Raw genomic sequence first — 19,943 nt, 5'->3', positions numbered from 1 at the left:
AAATGAAGTACACGGTATGTTACATGTTTTTGTTTTTTATGCTTTCCGCGAAAGCGCAAATTCCTGTACTCGAAGATTACAATCAAATTTGGAACACGCAAAGTGAAAACTCATCCGAATCCATGCCGTTGGGTGGTGGCGACATCGGCTTAAATGTCTGGGTTGAAAATGGCGATTTGTATTTTTATTTTTCACGCAGTGGCACTTTTGATGAACATAATACAGTGTTGAAATTAGGGCGTGTAAAAGTTGAGTTAGAACCCAATCCGTTTAAAGATAACAAGGAGTTTCATCAAGAATTAAAATTAAAAGACGGTTATGTTTTAATCACCCAAAACAATACTGAAATTAAACTGTGGGTCGATGTTTTTAAACCCGTAATCCACTTAGACTTAAAAAGCAAAACTCCTTTAAAAATGAAAGCGTCTTACGAAAGTTGGCGTTATAAAAACCGCGAAGTCAAAGGGAAAGCCAATAATGCAAATTCCTATAAATGGGCACCACAGGGTGAAATTATTACGTATCAAGATTCTATCAATTTTGAAAATGATGCTATAAAATTCTATCATAAAAACCGAGAGTACACCGTGTTTGATGTGGCTGTGAAGCAGCAAAAAATGGAATCGGTTAAAGATAGTATGATGAATCCTTTAAAGCATTTAACATTTGGTGGTACAATGAAGGGAAAAGGCATGAGACCAAATGGAACCTATTCTGGAGTTTATCAAGACACCGATTTTAAAGGCTACCAGTTAGTAAGTGAAAAGTATTCAAAAAAACACGCGTTACAAATAACATTACATACAAAACAAACACATAGTATTTCTATTTGGGAAGATGGTTTAAACGACCAAATTTCCAACTACAAAAAAAATCATAAGCTTTCTGTTTTATGGTGGAACAACTTTTGGAACCGTAGTTTTATTTATACTGAAACGAGCCATTCAATACAAAAAGATTCAGTCTATCAAATGGGTCAAAATTACCAGCTTTTTAGGTATATGTTAGGTTGTAATGCATACGGAAAGTACCCCACAAAATTTAATGGGGGATTGTTTACTTACGATCCTGTTTATACCAATTCAGAGTTGCCCTTTACTCCAGATTTTAGAAATTGGGGAGGTGGCACCATGACCCAACAAAATCAGCGATTGGTATATTTTCCGATGCTAAAAAGTGGCGATTTTGATATGATGGTATCACAACTTGACTATTATTTGACTTTGCAAAAAAATGCCGAACTCCGAAGCAAAGTCTATTGGAATCATAATGGCGCAGCTTTTACCGAGCAATTAGAAAATTTTGGATTGCCAAATCCTGCTGAATACGAATGGAAACGACCAGCAGATTATGATCCGGGTATGCAATACAATGCATGGTTAGAATACCAATGGGATACGGTGTTCGAGTTCTGTAAGATGATGTTGGAACAAAACGAATATGCCCATATTGAGGTAAAAAAATACAATCCGTTTATAATAAGTTGCCTTCGTTTTTTTGATGAACATTACCAATATTTAGCCAAAAAAAGAGGAAGAAAAGCTTTAGATGCCAACGGGCATTTAGTACTGTATCCCGGTTCGGCGGTCGAAACTTATAAAATGGCAAACAATGCCAATAGTACCATTTCAGCATTAAAAGTGATTTCAGAAAAATTATTGAAAGTATCGCAAAATGACTTAACTGAAGAAGAAGTGGCTTATCTAACGGACTTCCAAAGTCGAATTCCACCATTAAATTTTAGGGAAATCAATGATAAAAAAGTATTAGCTCCAGCAAAGTCTTGGGAACGTATTAACAATACCGAAGCTGCCCAATTGTACCCTGTGTTTCCGTGGAAATTATACGGCGTAGGGTTGCCCGATTTAGAAGTGGCTCAAAACACGTATTATCTAGATGAGGATTTACTGAAATTTAGAAGTCATGTAGGTTGGAAACAAGATAATATTATGGCTGCTAGATTGGGTTTAACCAACGAAGCTGCTAAATACAGTTTGATGAAAATGGCAAATTCAGGCAGACGATTTCCCGCATTTTGGGGACCAGGTTTCGATTGGGTGCCAGATCATAATTGGGGTGGTTCGGGTATGATTGGTATGCAAGAGATGCTGTTACAGGAAGTTCATGGTAAAATAGTATTATTTCCTGCGTGGCCAAAAGACTGGAATGTGCATTTTAAATTGCATGCCACCCAAAACACCACCGTCGAAGCGAAGTTAGAAAATGGAAAAGTAAATATCATAAAAGTAACTCCTCAATCTAGGAGGAAGGACATTCAAAACATATTAGAGTACACCATAAAAGAAAAAATAAATTTAAAATAAATGAGACTTATAAAACATATTTCGGGTTCTTTGTTACTAGCAGCATTCGCATTATTAAATGTACAATGTCAAAGCAACAGCAAAACAGAAAAGCAAATAGTAAAAGTAGATTTTGATTTCTCAGGAAGAAGATTGTCTGAAGTTCATGATCCTTTATACCAATCGTGGGTTATAAACGAAGCTGACAAAGATGAAAAGTCTTTTGGAAACATAAAAGTGACGTTAAAGGGGCAATTTTCATCTAAATGGTTTAAATTAGGGATGAGTGCACCATACTATGCACAATTGGTTAGCGACGGCTTGGAAGCAAACAATACGCTGGAATTTAGTATCAGTGGGCTAAACCCAGGAAAACACTCATTACTTACTTTTCATAATACGTTCGATAAATTAGGTGACAAGCAGCTTTCGCCTATCAATATTTATGTAAACAATACGCTTGTAGAAACCGTTTCACCTAGTAACAGGGCGTTTTCAAAAATTGAAACTGCAACCGCATATTTTGTGTTTCATGCAGAACAAGGAAAAGATGTGGTAATCAGATTTGAAACAGCTTCAAAAGACCTCATGCCAGAATTTATAATTAATGGTTTTGAAATAGATACACCAGATATTAAAAAACAAGCCCATACACCACAACCAAATAATGCAGACGAACATGTGGCAGTTGATGGTGATTTAAGCTTAGAATGGCAATCACCTAAAGGAACGATAGCACATCATTTATATTTTGGCGAAGATGAAGAAGCAGTGAAAAAAGCTGATGAAACGACTTCAGAATACCAAGGAGAATTAAAAGAAAATGCGTTTAAAGTAAACGATTTGTACAGTATGAATACCTATTACTGGCGTGTCGATGCGGTTGATGCTGAAGGTGAAATTACTGAAGGAAATGTGTGGTCGTTCAGGCCAGCACAATTGGCATTTCCAGGAGCCCAAGGTTACGGACGTTTTGCCATTGGAGGTCGAGGTGGAAAAGTAGTAGAAGTTACTAATTTAAATGATGACGGTCCAGGGAGTTTGCGTGATGCCGTAAATCAAGATATTGGACCAAGAACCATTGTGTTTAACGTGTCTGGGAATATCCAATTAAAATCAAGATTGGTTGTGAGTCAACCCTATATTACCATAGCAGGACAAACGGCTCCAGGTGATGGTATCACTATTAGTAGAGCACCTGTTGGTCTTACGGGCGATGATGGTATTGTTCAATTTTTAAGAGTTAGGATTGGTTCTGGCACTACGTTTGATGGGATGGGACTTACAGGAGCCGATCATAGTATTATAGACCATTGTTCTATCAGCTGGACGATTGATGAGTCCTTTAGTTCACGTGGAGCACACAATATTACGTTACAACGAACATTAATTTTCGAAGCCTTAAATGTTGCGGGACACGATAAATACGAAGCAGGAAAAATGCATGGTTATGCAGCAACTATTGGTGGCGATATAGGAAGTTTTCATCACAATTTATTGGCGCACAATTACGGACGGAACTGGAGTATGGGCGGTGGATTAAATGGAGATGGTTATTACTCAGGTCGTTTGGATATTCGAAACAATGTGGTTTATAATTGGGGACATCGCACAACGGACGGTGGCGCCAATGAAGTGAATTTTGTGAATAATTATTATAAACCTGGAGCATCAACAGATATCTTTTTTGCTTTAACAGCAGACCACGAAGGCGTTGGAAAAGGGAGTCAGCGATATTTCTTTGAAGGAAATGTAATGCCAGGTCATTTTGATGAAAGTAATCAGGAAAAAGGAAGACGTTCTAAGAATAATGAGATTGTCGATTATGAAACCTTTGTAGATGAGCCTTTTTTTGAGTCTTTCGTGGAAACACAAACAGCAATAGCAGCATACAAGAATGTATTGTCCGATGTGGGAGCCAATCAACCAGCAATGGACAAACATGACACCCGTATTATTAATGAAACATTAAAAGGAACTTATACATTTAAAGGAAGTAAAAGCGGATTGCCAGGAATGATAGATACTGAAGAAGATGCAGGTGGATTTCCAAAATATGCCAATGAAACCCGTTCTAAGGATTGGGATACCGATCATGATGGTTTACCAAATTGGTGGGAAGAAGCACATGGTTTAAATGTGCAATCGGCGTCCAATGATTTTTCAGATGCTAACAGCGACCAAGATAAAAATGGTTACACGCAATTAGAAGAATATTTACATTGGATGGGGCAACCACATTATTTTGTTACCTTAGAAGAACCATTGGAATTTTCAATAGTTAACTATTTTAAAGGTTACGAGAAAAGTCCAGTTTATGGTTTTTCAGAAGTAAAAAATGGAGAAGTATCAATGAAAGACGGAATGGTCAAATTTAAAGCCACTCAAAAAGGATTGGCGTCTTTCAATATCACTGTAAAAGATGCCGAGGGAGACACCATGACTCGCGCAATAAACGTATACATTAAATAACTTACAAAATGATAAAAAATAAAATTTTAGTACTTGCTATATTGGTTTCTGGAGGTTTTGTTTTTGGGCAAAATAAAGGCTTAGTAGCAAATGCTGACAGCCCCTATACAAAATTACAAAGCTTGGATTTACAAGATGTAGCATGGACAAATGGATTCTGGAAAGAACAATTTGATATAGAAACCAAAAACACATTGCCCTATATGTGGAATTTGTATCATAACGATTCCATAACCCATGCTTATGCAAATTTTGAAATTGCTGCAGGATTAATGAAAGGGAAACATGCGGGACCTTCGTTTCATGATGGCGATTTTTATAAAATATTGGAAGGGATGGCGGCGGCTTATGCCATTACTAAAAACCCTGAGTTAGATAAACAAATGGATGAAGCTATCGCCATGTTTACCAAAGTTCAAAGAGCCGACGGTTATATTAATACTCCTGTTTTGATTGAAGAACGTTGGGGAACTTTAGGTCCAGAGGAGCTTAAAAAGCAATTAGGATTTGAGAAGTATAACATGGGACATTTAATGACTTCAGCCTGTATTCATTACAGAGCAACAGGTAAAACCAGCTTTTTAGAAGTTGCAAAAGGTGTTGCGAATTTTTTATATGATTTTTATAAGAAAGCATCACCAGAATTGGCACGAAATGCTATTTGTCCGTCGCATTACATGGGTATTGTTGAAATGTACCGCACGCTTAAAGATCCACGTTATTTAGAATTAGCTAATAATTTAATTGATATCAGAGGCACTACTAATGATGGAACCGATGATAACCAAGATAGAATCCCGTTTAGAGAACAAACGACAGCTATGGGGCATGCCGTAAGAGCCAATTATTTATATGCTGGTATTGCCGATTTATATGCCGAAACAGGTGAGGAAAAGTTAATGGAAAATCTTAAATCTATATGGGAAGATGTGGTTTACAGAAAAATGTATATCACAGGCGCTTGTGGAGCTTTATATGATGGTGTGTCACCAGACGGAACCTCTTATGACCCTACCGAAGTGCAAAAAATACATCAGGCTTATGGGAGACCCTATCAATTACCAAATGCCACAGCACATACTGAAACTTGCGCCAACATTGGGAATGTCTTATGGAACTGGAGGATGTTGCAGCTAACAGGAGATGCCAAATATACCGATGTTATGGAGTTGGCACTATATAACAGTGTGCTGTCTGGAGTAAGCATCGAAGGAACAGAATTCTGTTATAATAACCCTTTAAATGTTTCAGAAAAGTTACCATTTAAGCAACGTTGGGGTCATGAGCGTGAAGGGTACATTACATGGTCTAACTGTTGCGCGCCAAATGTAACGCGTACATTGGCTCAGGTGAGCAATTATGCTTACAATCTTTCAAAAGAAGGTCTGTATGTTAATTTATATGGCAGCAATCATTTAAAATCATTAACTTTAAATGGTGAGAAAATAGAAATCGAGCAACAAACCAATTATCCATGGGATGGTAAAATTGTTTTAAAAATTGTAAAAGCACCAAAAGGCATGTACCCTATTTTCTTAAGAATACCAGGTTGGAGCAAAAACACATCAATTTCTATAAATCAAAACATGTTTTCTGAAGAAATAGTTTCCGGTACTTATGTGAAGTTAGCAAATAATTGGAAAAAGGGAGACATCATAGAATTAGATATTCCTATGCCTGTTGAATTGATGCAAGCAAACCCATTAGTTGAAGAAACCAAAAACCAAGTGGCTGTAAAAAGAGGCCCTATTGTATATTGTATAGAAACTGAAGATATTTCAAAAGAAGCAGATATAAACACCATTATTTTAGATGTGAATTCTAATTTTAGCACTAAAAAATCATCTATAAAAAATAGGGAAATTATTGCAATAACAGGAAAAGGCTTTGTTGAAGCTGAAAACTGGAATAATAAATTGTATAAACCGATGACATCATCAAAAACAAGTGTTGATGTAACATTAGTGCCCTATTTTACTTGGGGAAATAGATTGAAAGGAGAAATGACGGTTTGGATGCCTTATTAAAAATGAAATAAAAACAGTATTTATCAAAAAGGTGTTTATAAAATTGGTCGCCGTACAAAAATAACACTTAATTATTGTTAATTTGGCAATATTAGCAACTTAATTACCATCATCGAGTAATCGATTATTAATTAACATAATAAACTAAACAATTATTAAACTAAACAAATAAGTATGAAAAAAACGTTTACCAATACGTTCATTTTGTTGATTTTCAGTCTGATAAGTATGACTGGTTTTGCGCAAGATGCAAGCAATAAAAAAAATGTCACTGGTACTGTGGTAGATTTTTCAGGAGTGCCTATACCAGGTGTTAATGTTATTGAGAAGGGCACCAATAACGGTGTTGTTACAGATTTTGATGGTAAATACAGCCTTACTGTAAATTCTAAAGGCACCATAGTTTTCTCTTTTATAGGAATGAAAACACTTGAGATGCCTGTAGAAGGGAAGTCGGTTATTAATGCATCATTAAAAGAAGATACCGAATCACTGGATGAAGTCGTGGTGGTAGGTTATGGGACTCAAAAAAGAGAAGCGGTTACAGGTTCTATTGCAACCGTTAATGTTGCGGAGATTGAAGATCTTCCTGTTGGTAATTTAGCGTCTGCACTTGTGGGACGTGTTTTAGGTGTTAATATTACTGGAGGTGAGTCAAGACCAGGGGCACCTGCTCAAATTACTATTCGTAACCCGTTAGGAGGCAATAACATTAGAGCTAAAGATGCGCTTTCTACAGACCCTTTATATGTTATAGATGGCGTAATACAATTAGATCCCAATACAGGTTATAGCGACCCAACATTGTTTAATAATTTAGATGCTTCCGAAGTAGAAAGTATTTCGTTTTTAAAAGATGCTTCAGCAGCTATTTATGGTTCTAGAGCTGCTCAAGGTGTGGTTTTGGTAACTACAAAGCGAGGAAGAAAAGGACCTGCCAAATTTTCTTATAGTGGTAATTTTTCTGTTTCTGATGAAACATACAGAACAAAAATGATGAATGCTTATCAATACGGTAAAACATTTAACATTATGAATAGTATAAATCCAAGCAATGGTATTGGCGATTCTTATGATCCAACAGATCCTGAACCAAATAATTCTGCTTTCTTTTCGCCAGCAGAGTTGGATTTTTTTAAAACATTAAAATACAATGCTTTAGATGAGTATTGGACGTCATCAGGAACTCAAAGGCATAATCTTAATTTAACAGGAGGTAGTGACGACGCAACTTATTTTGGAGGATTATCATATTATACACAGGACGGTAATTTAGGGTCGTTAGATTATGATAGGTGGTCATTCAGAGCTGGCTCCAATGTGAAATTAGCTAAAGGATTTAGTGCTGATTTTCAGGTTTCAGGTTATTTTACAGATGTGAGTAGAACTGCAAGTTCTATTGGAAATCAAAGTACTGAAGATGATTTTAGACAATTACAAAATAGAACTCCTTTTTTACCTATGTATGTAAATGGTTTTCCAGCTGTATTGAATGGGGCAGATGGTGCTGATGAAATTATTGGATTTCATTATGGTGAGTTATTGAGATTGAAAAATTTATCAGAAAATACAGATAATAATGTAAGCGTTAATATAAATGTAGAATATGAAGTGCCTTTTATTAAAGGTTTAAAGTTAAAGGCTAATTACGCACGCCAGGAAACAAGTGGTAGAGGAAACCAAAAAGGAAGTATATATAATCTTTATGAATTTACCGGAGCCGATTTTAGAACCACTATTGGACAAACTTATATTGTATATGAAAATGGTTCAGGACCTTTGGGAACAAACGATTTTAAAAGAGATGATAAAGGCGAAGTTAGTGTTTATCAAGTTATAAATAATGATAGAATGCTTCTTGATAACAGTAGTGGTAGTACCAAGCAATCACGTTTTCAAGCGACTTATGAGCGTGATTTTGGAAAGCACAGCATATCATCTTTGTTTGCTATAGAGCGGTCTGAAAGAACGTTTAATACCGAGCGAATTATTAAATATGGTGTGCCAGATTGGTCCGATGGAATGCTTTGGCAAGCTACAGGTGATTTAGATTCTGAACACACGTTTAATAGACGCGGAGAATCTGGCGATTTAGGCTATATTGGTCGATTTAATTATAATTATGATGGTAGGTATTATGGCGAGTTTTTATTCAGATCGGATGCTTCTGCGAAATTTGCTCCAGAGAATTATTGGGGTAATTTTTACTCTATATCAGGAGGTTGGATTATTTCAAAAGAAAGTTTTTTTAAATCAAATGTTTTTGATTATTTAAAATTTAGAGGTTCTGTAGGGTTTCTAGGTAAGGATGATATAAAACCATGGCAATGGCGACAAAATTTTGATTTTCGTACTGGTGAAGGAGCCGTTTTTGGAGGAAACTTATCGGCATCAGATGGTTTAAGAGATAGCGGACAAGCAAATAGAGATGTTAGATGGGGTAGAGAGCTAAAAACAAATTTTGGTTTTGAAGCTAAGTTTTTAGACAATAGATTATCTGCCTCTGCCGAGACTTTTTACAATATAGGAACAGATTTATTAGTTAATTTGAATGCCGGTGTGCCTTTTTCTGTAGGTGGCGCAACAGCTGCCTCTAATTCAGGTAGAGGAGATACTTGGGGTACAGAGATTGGCTTAGGATGGAATGATAATGTTGGCGAGGATTTTAATTATGGGGTTAATATAAATATAGGTTGGTATAATAATGATATTATTGAAGGAAATTTTGCAAATCCGGACTATTGGTACCCATGGCAACCCAACCAACCTGGACCTTCCGATAGAGGTGCCTGGGGTTACGATTATTTAGGGATGTTTAGAACACAAGATGATATAGATAACTATTTGGCTGAAACAGGAATTACTCAAGTGTTTAATGTAGCTGCGGCTAATTTAAAACCAGGGATGCTATATTATAGAGATGTAAGAGGTGCTTGGGATCCTGAGACAAGAACATTTGCAGAAAAAGATGGAATTATTAATGAGTTTGATCAAATACAGTTAAAGAAACGTGCAAAAGGACCTCAAGGTTTTGCTTCTACCTTTAGAGTTGGTTATAAAGGATTTAGTTTAAATACGGTGTTAAGTGTTAACTGGGGTGGCTACAGAGAAGTTGGTTCAGCTAAAACACCTTTTAGAACAACTGGTATAGGTAGTAATTATGAAAATAGACCTGCTTTTTGGGCCGATATGTTTCATCCAGAATTAAATCCTAATGGAACCATTCCAAACTTATCAGGGTCATCTATTAATGATAATGTAGGTCAAAGTGAAGGAGGAATAAACACTGTAAGTTCTAAGTTTTGGCAAGTAAGTAGTTTTAGTTTAGTTATGAGAAATATAAACTTAAGTTACTCAATACCTAAAAACTTAACTGAAAAAGTAGGTGTTAGTAGCTTTAGGCTGAATTTGGTGGCAATGAATCCATTCATTTTGTTCAATCCTTACAAAGATTATGGCTTAACACCCTACGGATCGTATAATAGTTATCCGGTGTTAAGAACATATTCATTAGGAATTAATGTAGGGTTTTAATTAGATTTAAAATATTTAAAATAATTTAAAATGAAAAATATAAAAATAAATAGTCTGCTAGCACTCCTAATAATGGTGTTTTTAAGTAGTTGTAGTGCAGATTTTATTGAGGAAAAGAAAGATTATTCTAGTGTTAACGTTGGAATATATCAAGATGAATTTTTAGCTAATGGTTATTTGGATTATTTGTATTATATGATGCAACCAGACAATAATCCAAACATGGCGATGTGGTCTAAAGCAGCACGTGAACACAGTAGCCCAGATTTATTTGCTAAATCCTCAGATGAGGTGGCAGGTGAATCAGATTTGAATAAAGAATATACAGAGATTTCAAACGTTAATAATCATTGTTTGAAATCATTAGGGGTACGATTAGGTTCAAGTCCCTTAAATACAACATGGTCTAGAATAAGATATTGTAATTTATATTTAGATAATGTAGATGATTATACAGGTCTTGAGCAAGATTTTAAAAATCAAGTGAAAGGACAGTTTTATTTTTGGAGGGCATGGCAATATTTCGAATTAGTAAGACTATATGGTGGTGTACCATTAGTATTAACAGCGCAACCCGCTAATGTTGATGACCCAAGTGTACAAACACCTAGAAGTTCCTCTTCTGAAGTTATAGAACAAATCGTATCCGATTTGGAAATGTCTCAATCATTACTAGAAAATGCAAGACCTTATACAGCAGCAGAAGCAGGTAGGATTACAGCAGCAGCAGCAGCAGCTTTAAAAGGGCGTGTATTGCTAACTTGGGCAAGTCCGCTATTTAATAGAACTGACGATCAAACTAGATGGCAACGTGCTTATGATGCTAATTTAGAAGCTTATAATGTATGTATTGCTGCAGGGAAAGGACTTGATCCAGATTGGAAAGGTATGTGGTTTAAAGATAATGGCATGGAGTCTATTTTTAGCTTTGGTTTTAATGATTTTGCACCTAATACTTCGGGAGTTCAAAGAAATAATTACACAGAGTATCAATCTAGATCTAGGGATCAAGGAGGTAATGGAGGTATTTCACCTACAAAAAATATAATAGATGCTTTTCCAATGGCAGATGGTACGCCTTATAATCCAAACGGAAATTTGAATCATTTTTATAGAAATAGAGACCCTCGTTTTTATCATACGTTTGCTTATAATGGTAGTATTTGGCCATATGCAGGTAATGCTAATTATAGAAATTGGACATACTATTGGTATCCACTAGCATCTAGTACAACCTTAAAAGTAGCAACCAATACATCCCAAAATGCTACAGGTATTTATTTAAGAAAATTTACAAATAATACATCAAGTAATACAAACGGTTTTAGAAATAATGGTGATGATTATATGGAAATACGTTTTGCTGAGGTGGTATTAAACCTTGCCGAATCTGCAGTAGGTGCAAATAAACTGTCAGAAGGTAAAGGCTATATTAAATCTATTAGAGCAAGAGCTGGTGTAACAAATGGTGACGGTGATTATGGTTTAGCCAGTGTATCGACCCGTGATGGACTATTCGCAGCTTGTATAAATGAAAGAAAAGTTGAGTTTGCTTATGAGAATAAGCGTTTCCATGATTTAAGAAGGTGGTTGCTTTTTAATGATGATAATAATACTTGTACAAGATTAAACCAAACACCTATTGAAGGTTCTAGAAGACAAGGTTATTATACTTTTGCTAAAAGAAATGAATCTACATTGTATATAGGTATTCCAGATCCTTTTAAAGGAGCCAGTGCGCCAGTTATTAGTAGAGAAGCAACAACTTATCCAAGCGGTATTACTAGTTATGAACAATATGTAGATTATTTGTATGATAATCATTTTGAAGTACAAGTAAGAGATGATGTCGATTCTGCTAATTTTTCCTTTAAATGGTATAACGAGTATTATTTCTTTGGAATTTATCAGCAATTATTAGAAACGGCACCCTATTTGCAACAAACACAAGGTTGGGGAGGTTCATTTAATCCACTTAACTAATTTGGAGTAATTAATATAGATTAATTATTTAAAATGAAAATACCTGTATTTGTTTTAAATACAGGTATTTTTTTTAAAACTAAAAAGTTTGCCATGTAAATGGTAATACAAATAATGAGCTTGTCTTGACTTTTTTGTTTTTTAGGAAATAGAAAAAGTCAAGATGAGTTCCATAAAAAAAAGATGATGAGAAAGAGTAATTTTATTTTATGTATGTTGTTTTTAATAGCAACTAGTACCTATGCACAATACCCACAGCTTACTGCAGAAGATAGAGCAAAAGAAGAAGCCGTTAAAGCTGAGGCTTACAAGAGCTCCGATGAAGCTTGGGAAAAAGCTAAAATAATTGTAGAGCAAGAAGAAAAACAAGGAAAACCATATCTTCCATGGGCGGGAAGACCAACCGATTTACCACAAGCAGATATACCCGCTTTTCCAGGAGCCGAAGGTGGTGGTATGTACACTTTTGGAGGCCGTGGTGGTAACGTTTATACGGTAACAAGTCTTGAAGATAGAGGCCCAGGAACACTTCGTGAAGCTTGTGAGAAAGGTGGCGCTAGAATCATTGTTTTTAATGTTGCTGGTATCATCAAACTTAAAACACCCTTAATCATCCGCGCACCTTACTTAACTATAGCTGGTCAAACAGCACCTGGCGATGGTATCTGTGTTGCTGGAGAATCTGTTTGGATTGATACGCACGATGTTATTATTCGCCATATGCGTTTTCGTAGAGGCGATACCTTTGTGGGTCGTAGGGACGACGCTATTGGTGGAAATCCTGTAGGGAATATCATGATTGACCATGTTTCTGCAACTTGGGGATTAGACGAGAATATGTCTATTTACAGACACATGTACAGTCCTGGAGCCAATTATAAAGATGAAAAGAAACCAACTGTTAATATCACCATTCAAAACAGTTTATTTGGAGAAGCTTTAGATACTTACAACCATGCTTTTGGAAGCACCTTAGGCGGTGAAAATTGTGCTTTTATTAGAAATATGTGGGCAAATAATGCTGGTAGAAATCCATCTATTGGATGGAATGGTATTTTCAATTTCGTAAATAATGTGGTATTCAACTGGAGCAATAGATCGGTAGATGGTGGCGATTACACAGCAACCTACAACATCATAAACAACTATTTTAAACCAGGACCCGTTACTTCAAAAGATGCGCCCATAGGATATAGAATATTAAAACCCGAAGCAGGAAGAAGTGATTTAGATCATATGGTTTTTGGTAGAGCTTATGTAGATGGTAATATTGTAGAGAACAATGATAAAATAACTAACGATAATTGGGCTGGTGGTGTTCAAATAGAAGGAAAAGATGGCGAATTAATGACTTTTGATGAAGCTAAATCATATTTCCCTGCCATGAAAACTAACAAGCCATTTCCGATGCCTTGGTTTAGAAATATCATGACAGCCGATAAAGCTTACGATTTTGTATTGAAAAACGTCGGTGCTACACTGCCAATTAGAGATGCTGTAGACCAAAGAATTGTTAGAACTGTTAAGACTGGAAAACCAGAATATGTTGAGGGTTTAGATCCAGACTCGTTTTACCAATTTAAACACAGACGTTTACCTGCCGATTCTTATAAAAACGGTATCATCACAGATATTGCCCAAGTAGGAGGTTACCCAGAGTACAAAGGAACACCATACTTAGATTCTGATAAAGATGGTATGCCAGATGTTTGGGAAGAAAAATATAGATTAAATCCCAATGATGCTTCCGATGCAAAAGGCGATTTAAATAAAGATGGCTATACCAATATTGAAGATTATATAAACGGGATTAATCCGAAGAAAAAAATTAATTGGAAAGACCTAAAAAACAATAAAGAAACTTTAAATGAGCCACTTTTAAAATAAGGTTCATTTAAAAAAAATAAAAATCATGTTAAGAAAAATAAGTTTAAGTATTCTGCTTTTAGCTTTTGTAAATATTCAGGCACAACAACATTTAGATCCTGAATATATAAAAGTAACAAACGAACGTGCTGCTAAAATTGTAGATGAATTGAAGTTGGAAAACCCTGAAAAAGAACAGGCAGTTACCAATATTATAGCAGAACAATACCGTAACCTAAGTAAGTTACAGGATGAAAGGGATGCTAAAATAGAAGCTTTAAAAAAAGATGATGTATCAAAAGAAAAGCAAAATTCTAAAATAGATAAATTAAAATCCAACACAGATAAATCAATTGCCAAATTACATAAGTCGTATTTAAAAAAATTATCTGCTCAATTAAGTTCAGACAAAGTTGATGAAGTTAAAGACGGTATGACTTATGGTGTGTTACCTAAAACATATGCCGCTTTTTTAGAAATGATACCGAGTTTAACCCAAGAGGAAAAAGATTATATTTATAATAACTTAAAAGAAGCAAGAGAAAAAGCCATAGATGGTGGTTCTTCAAAAGAAAAACATGCTTGGTTTGGTAAATACAAAGGAAGAATCAACAACTATTTATCAGCACGAGGGTACGATTTAGAAAAAGAAAGAGACGGTTGGTATGAGCGTATTGAGGAACGCAAAAAAGCCGAATCCAATCAATAAGTTACCGTTTAACTTTTTAAACATCATAATTTCCGAAAATGAAAACTTCAACAAATAGTATCATAAAACAAGTGTTTATTGTTCTGGTAATTTGTACAGGAGTACAATCGGCATTTGCACAATACCCAGAAATCCCAGAATCACTTCAAGCAAAAACAGATTCTGTTTTAGCTAAAGAAGACAAAAGATTGCAAGACATTTGGGAAAGTAATTATCATATCATTAAAGAAGAATCTAAGCAAGGCCGTCCTTACATTCCTTGGGCAGCGTACCCAGGCGATCTTATTAAGGCAGCCATTCCTGCTTTTCCAGGAGCTGAAGGCGGCGGTGCCTTTACACCTGGTGGTCGTGGAGGTAAAATATTTGTAGTGACCAGTTTAGAAGATAGCGGAAAAGGCACTTTTAGGGAAGCCTGTGAAGCCCTGGGCGCTAGAACTATTGTGTTTAACGTGTCTGGAATCATTCAGTTGAAAAAACCTATTAGTGTGCGTGCACCTTATATTACCATAGCTGGTCAAACTGCGCCAGGCGACGGTATTTGTATTGCCGGTGAATCGTTGTTGTTGGATACGCACGACATCATCATCCGTCACATGCGTTTTCGTAGAGGTGCTACCGATGTCACCAGAAGAGACGATGCTTTAGGCGGCAACGTCATAGGAAACGTTATCATCGATCATTGTTCGGTAAGTTGGGGCTTAGATGAAAATATTTCATTGTACAGACACCAATTTCAAGCCAACGAAAAATCAAAATTAGAAAAATTACCCGCAGTTAACGTTACCATTCAAAATACCATATCATCTGAAGGGTTGGATACCTATAACCATGCTTTTGGCAGTACTATCGGCGGTTTAAATAGTACATTTATTCGTAATTTATGGGCGAATAATATTTCTAGAAACCCTTCAATAGGCATGTATGGGAGTTTTAATTTTGTAAATAATGTGTTGTTTAATTGGTGGAACCGCTCGTTAGATGGTGGCGATTACCGTTCTATGTTTAACATCATCAATAACTATTTCAAACCAGGGCCAATAACGCCGGACGATGAACCAATTCGTTACAGAATACTAAAACCTGAATCGGGTTATATGGTACCAAAAACTTTTGGGAGGGCCTATGTTTCTGGGAATATTGTTGAAGGTGTACCAAGTGTAACAGCAAATAACTGGAATGGTGGGGTGCAAATTGAAGACCGTTCGCTTGAAGAAGCTAAAGAATACTTAGAATTAATTAAACAAGATCAACCATTTGAAATGCCGCATCTTACCATTATGGATACAGAACAGGCTTACGATTTTGTTTTAAATAATGTTGGTGCCACTTTACCTAAACGAGATGCCGTTGATACACGGGTGATTAACTATGTTAAAACAGGTGAAATTAACTACAAAGAAGGATTGGAAAATACCATTGGTAAAGAGTTTATTAAAAGACGTTTGCCTGCCGATTCTTATAAAAAAGGAATTATAACGCATCCAGATCAAGTAGGCGGTTATCCAGAATATAAAGGAAAACCTTATAAAGATTCGGATAACGATGGTATGTCTGATGCTTGGGAGAAAAAATATGGTTTAAACCCTAAAGACGCTTCCGATGCTAACAAAGATTTGAATGGTGATGGTTATACCAATATTGAAAAATATATAAATGGTATCAATCCAATTCAGAAAATAGATTGGACTAAATCTGAAAACAATACCGATACTTTGGCAAAACTGCCAAACGGTTTATTGCAATAATTTCAAAAATAGTAATTGTTAAGACTTCTTGAAGATGAATTTTATCTCTCTCAAAAACATCGTTTTTTATCAAAAAGATAAATTTATTTTATCAAGTATAGCGTTGTTTTTTGTTGTAAATAACGGATTTGCCCAAAACAGGTTTCCAGATATTGTGAAAAATAAAAATGGGGACATTGTACATGTTGCCGATAGTTTAGGGAATCAAATACCAGATTTTTCATATGCTGGGTATATGGCATCCGAAAAAGCCATTCCAAATGTTGAAGCCAAAATCTTTGTGCCAAATCAAACCGAAGATGCTACTCAAAAAATACAAGCAGCTATTGACTATGTGGGTAATTTAAAAGCCAATGCCTCAGGATTTCGTGGCGCTGTACTTTTAGATAAAGGCACATTTAAAATTAACGGGACGTTATACATTAAAAAATCGGGGGTTGTTTTAAGAGGAAGCGGAAACGCCGATAACGAAACACTACTTTTAGGCACAGGCATTAGCCGTGAAGCTTTAATTCGGGTTGTAGGCGTTGATGATAAAAAGTACAGGGATACGTTGGATTTCGAAACATCTTTTACACCGCTTGGTGCTACTAAAATTCAGATAAAAAACGCGACCCAACTAAAAGTTTCCGATGAAATAATTATAAAAAAACCTTTAACTGAAACATGGATTAAGGCATTGCAAATGCAAGACTTTGGAGGTGAAACAGGTTGGATTGGATGGAAAACCAGAGATTGGGATATATCTTGGAACCGAGTTGTTACAAACATAAACGGAAATGAAGTCACACTTAATGCACCTCTAACCATGGCGTTGGATGATGCTTACGGAAAAGCAAACATCATTTCATATACTTGGCAAGGAAGAATTGAACGGGTTGGAATAGAAAACCTAGCAATGAAATCAACTTTTGATGCTTCAAATGTAAAAGATGACATGCATCGCTGGTTTGGTATTAGTATGGAGCATGTTAAAAATGCTTGGGTACGTCAAGTCAATTTTAAGCATTTAGCAGGTTCTGCGGTCTCGTTATTAAAGACAGCGCAACAAATTACGGTTGAAGATTGTATTTCCACCGAACCTGTTTCCGAGATTGCCGCATTTCGAAGACACACATTTTACACCGAAGGACAACAAACATTGTTTCAGCGTTGCTATTCAGAAAATGGTTATCACGATTTTGCGGTGGGTGGTTTTGGTACCACAGGACCCAACGCTTTTGTGCAATGCGAATCGGTTATGCCTTTTAGTGATAGTGGCACTATTGGCAGTTGGGCAACAGGTGTGCTTTTCGATATTGTAAAAATTGATGGAGACGCTTTAAGTTATGAAAATCGTGGACAATACGGAAGAGGAGCTGGTTGGTCTGCCGCCAATAGCGTTATTTGGGAAACGTCGGCATCAAAAATAACTTGTTATAGTCCGCCAACAGCTCAAAATTGGGCGTTTGGTGTTTGGGGCGGTATCATGACAGGTAATGGTCATTGGAAAGATGTAAATAACCACATTACCCCAAGAAGCTTGTTTTACGCCCAATTAGAAAATCGATTGGAAAAGCTCCCTATGGATCCTTATGTGTTCGATATGGGCTCCGAACCATCAACAAGTCCTACTTTAGAACAAGCTGAAGAATTAACAAAAGAAGCATTAAAGCCTATCATTAGTTTACCAGAATGGATTCAACACGTATCAAAATCAAATGCAATTCCTGTTAATACGTCAAAACTAAAATCTATTAATGATTTAAAACTGAATACCATCCGCGAAACTAGTGCTGAGCGGAGTCGAAGTAGCGAAAAAAATAATAAGTCAAAAGTTGAAATAAAAAACGGTTGGCTAACCTCTAACGGAAAAATTATTGCAGGAAAACAAGCAAATGTTCAGTGGTGGCGAGGTAGCTTAAGAGCCCATGATATTAAAAATGCTTCAGCGCATGTCACTCGATTTGTGCCGGGTAGAATAGGTACTGGATTTACTGATAATTTAGAGGAGGTTGTTGATTATTTCAGTAAAAAAAACATCGTTGCTTTAGAACATAATTACGGTTTATGGTACGAACGCCGCATGGACGACCACGAGCGAACTCGTAGAATCGATGCCGATGTTTGGCCACCTTTTTACGAACAACCTTTTGCAAGAACGGGACAAGGTTTGGCTTGGGATCATTTAAGTAAATACGATTTAACAAAATACAACGATTGGTATTGGAATCGGTTGGATAGTTTCGCCAATTTAGCTGAATCTAAGGGGCAGTTGTTAATTAATCAGCAATATTTTCAGCATAATATTTTAGAAGCAGGAGCGCATTGGTCAAGTTCGCCTTGGCGTTCTGCAAATAATATAAATGATACAGGTTTTCCAGAGCCAGTGCCTTATGCTGGCGATAAACGTATTTTTATGGCAGAACAGTTTTATGATGTTTCTAATGAAAACAGAAAAAAACTGCACCAGCAATTCATAAGAAAATCTCTAGAGAATTTTCATGATAATAGTAATGTCATTCAGCTTACCAGTGCCGAATATACAGGACCACTTCATTTTATGCAATTTTGGTTGGATGAGGTTGCAAAATGGAGAGATGAAACTTCAGGTAAGGGTATTATTGGTTTAAGCGCCACCAAAGATGTGCAAGATGCCATATTAGATGATGCTAAATATTCAAAAACAGTCGATTTAATTGATATTCGCTATTGGCATTACCGCGAAGACGGGACTGCTTATGCGCCCGAAGGCGGTAAAAACTTAGCGCCAAGACAACATGCCCGTAAAATGAAAACCGGTAAAGAAACCGAAGAACAAGTGTATAGAGCTGTTAGGGAATACCGCTCTAAATATCCTCAAAAAGTGGTGTTATATTCAACGAACGCATCACCAAGGTTTGGATGGCCTATTTTAATGGCAGGAGGTTCATTGGCAAATATTCCTAATATAGAAATCTCTGGTTTTTACAAAGCTCTATCTGAAATGAAAGTGGATGAAAATCAAAATGTCAATAGCAATTTTTGGACTTTAGAAAACAAGGGGGAATCATATCTTTTTTATCTGAAAAATACAAAAACGATAACGTTGGATTTATCTAATTTTCAAGGAACTTATGAAGTGTTTTGGATTGATTTATCTAGTGGTGATGTTATTTCAAAAACAATGATTAAAGGAAACACAATACAAACATTGTTAGCTCCATCAGTGCAAGCAAAAGCAGTCTTTATAAAAAAGAAATAAGTTTTCTGTCACCCAATTGGCATTATACACACTTATATATAAGTATACATTTAAAAAAAAACAGTTAATAAATAATCACCA

The 19,943-nt window shown here is 36.0% G+C and carries 9 protein-coding genes; all 9 read left to right on the top strand.

Features of this window, described 5'->3' with window-relative positions; translation table 11 throughout:
- The first annotated feature begins 2 nt into the window (after positions 1-2).
- The 9 genes from CJ739_RS04725 (at position 3) to CJ739_RS04685 (ending at position 19,862) form a co-directional block, all read left to right on the top strand.
- Positions 3-2,324, top strand: a complete 2,322-nt coding sequence (locus CJ739_RS04725) for a DUF5703 domain-containing protein (RefSeq protein ID WP_117172934.1) — start codon at positions 3-5, stop codon at positions 2,322-2,324.
- A complete protein-coding gene (locus CJ739_RS04720) occupies positions 2,325-4,775 on the top strand; it encodes a pectate lyase family protein (protein ID WP_117172932.1) in 2,451 nt (816 codons plus the stop codon). It abuts the gene before it with no gap.
- An 8-nt stretch (positions 4,776-4,783) separates the two neighbouring features.
- Positions 4,784-6,802: an aceric acid hydrolase gene (locus tag CJ739_RS04715; RefSeq protein WP_117172930.1), complete on the top strand. Its 2,019-nt coding sequence runs from the start codon at positions 4,784-4,786 to the stop codon at positions 6,800-6,802.
- Positions 6,803-6,976: 174 nt separating this feature from the next.
- Positions 6,977-10,336: a SusC/RagA family TonB-linked outer membrane protein gene (locus CJ739_RS04710; protein ID WP_117172928.1), complete on the top strand. Its 3,360-nt coding sequence runs from the start codon at positions 6,977-6,979 to the stop codon at positions 10,334-10,336.
- A gap of 30 nt (positions 10,337-10,366) precedes the next feature.
- Positions 10,367-12,319 carry a RagB/SusD family nutrient uptake outer membrane protein gene (locus CJ739_RS04705; protein WP_117172926.1) on the top strand — a complete coding sequence of 651 codons (1,953 nt, stop codon included), beginning with the start codon at positions 10,367-10,369 and terminating at the stop codon, positions 12,317-12,319.
- 183 nt (positions 12,320-12,502) lie between these two features.
- Positions 12,503-14,206: a pectate lyase family protein gene (locus CJ739_RS04700; protein ID WP_205419390.1), complete on the top strand. Its 1,704-nt coding sequence runs from the start codon at positions 12,503-12,505 to the stop codon at positions 14,204-14,206.
- Between the two features lie 25 nt (positions 14,207-14,231).
- On the top strand, positions 14,232-14,894 hold the full coding sequence (locus CJ739_RS04695; RefSeq protein WP_236951603.1) for a DUF3826 domain-containing protein: 663 nt from the start codon (positions 14,232-14,234) through the stop codon (positions 14,892-14,894).
- Between the two features lie 38 nt (positions 14,895-14,932).
- Complete coding sequence (locus CJ739_RS04690; RefSeq protein WP_117172920.1) at positions 14,933-16,639, top strand: polysaccharide lyase; 1,707 nt, start codon at positions 14,933-14,935, stop codon at positions 16,637-16,639.
- Between the two features lie 34 nt (positions 16,640-16,673).
- A complete protein-coding gene (locus CJ739_RS04685; RefSeq protein WP_205419389.1) occupies positions 16,674-19,862 on the top strand; it encodes a DUF6298 domain-containing protein in 3,189 nt (1,062 codons plus the stop codon).
- Positions 19,863-19,943 lie beyond the last annotated feature (81 nt).

It is taken from the genome of Mariniflexile sp. TRM1-10 (genome assembly GCF_003425985.1).
In the GTDB taxonomy this organism is placed as follows: Bacteria; Bacteroidota; Bacteroidia; order Flavobacteriales; family Flavobacteriaceae; genus Mariniflexile.
The sequence above is the reverse complement of the archived record's forward strand: the minus strand, read 5'-3'. Positions and strand labels throughout refer to the sequence as shown.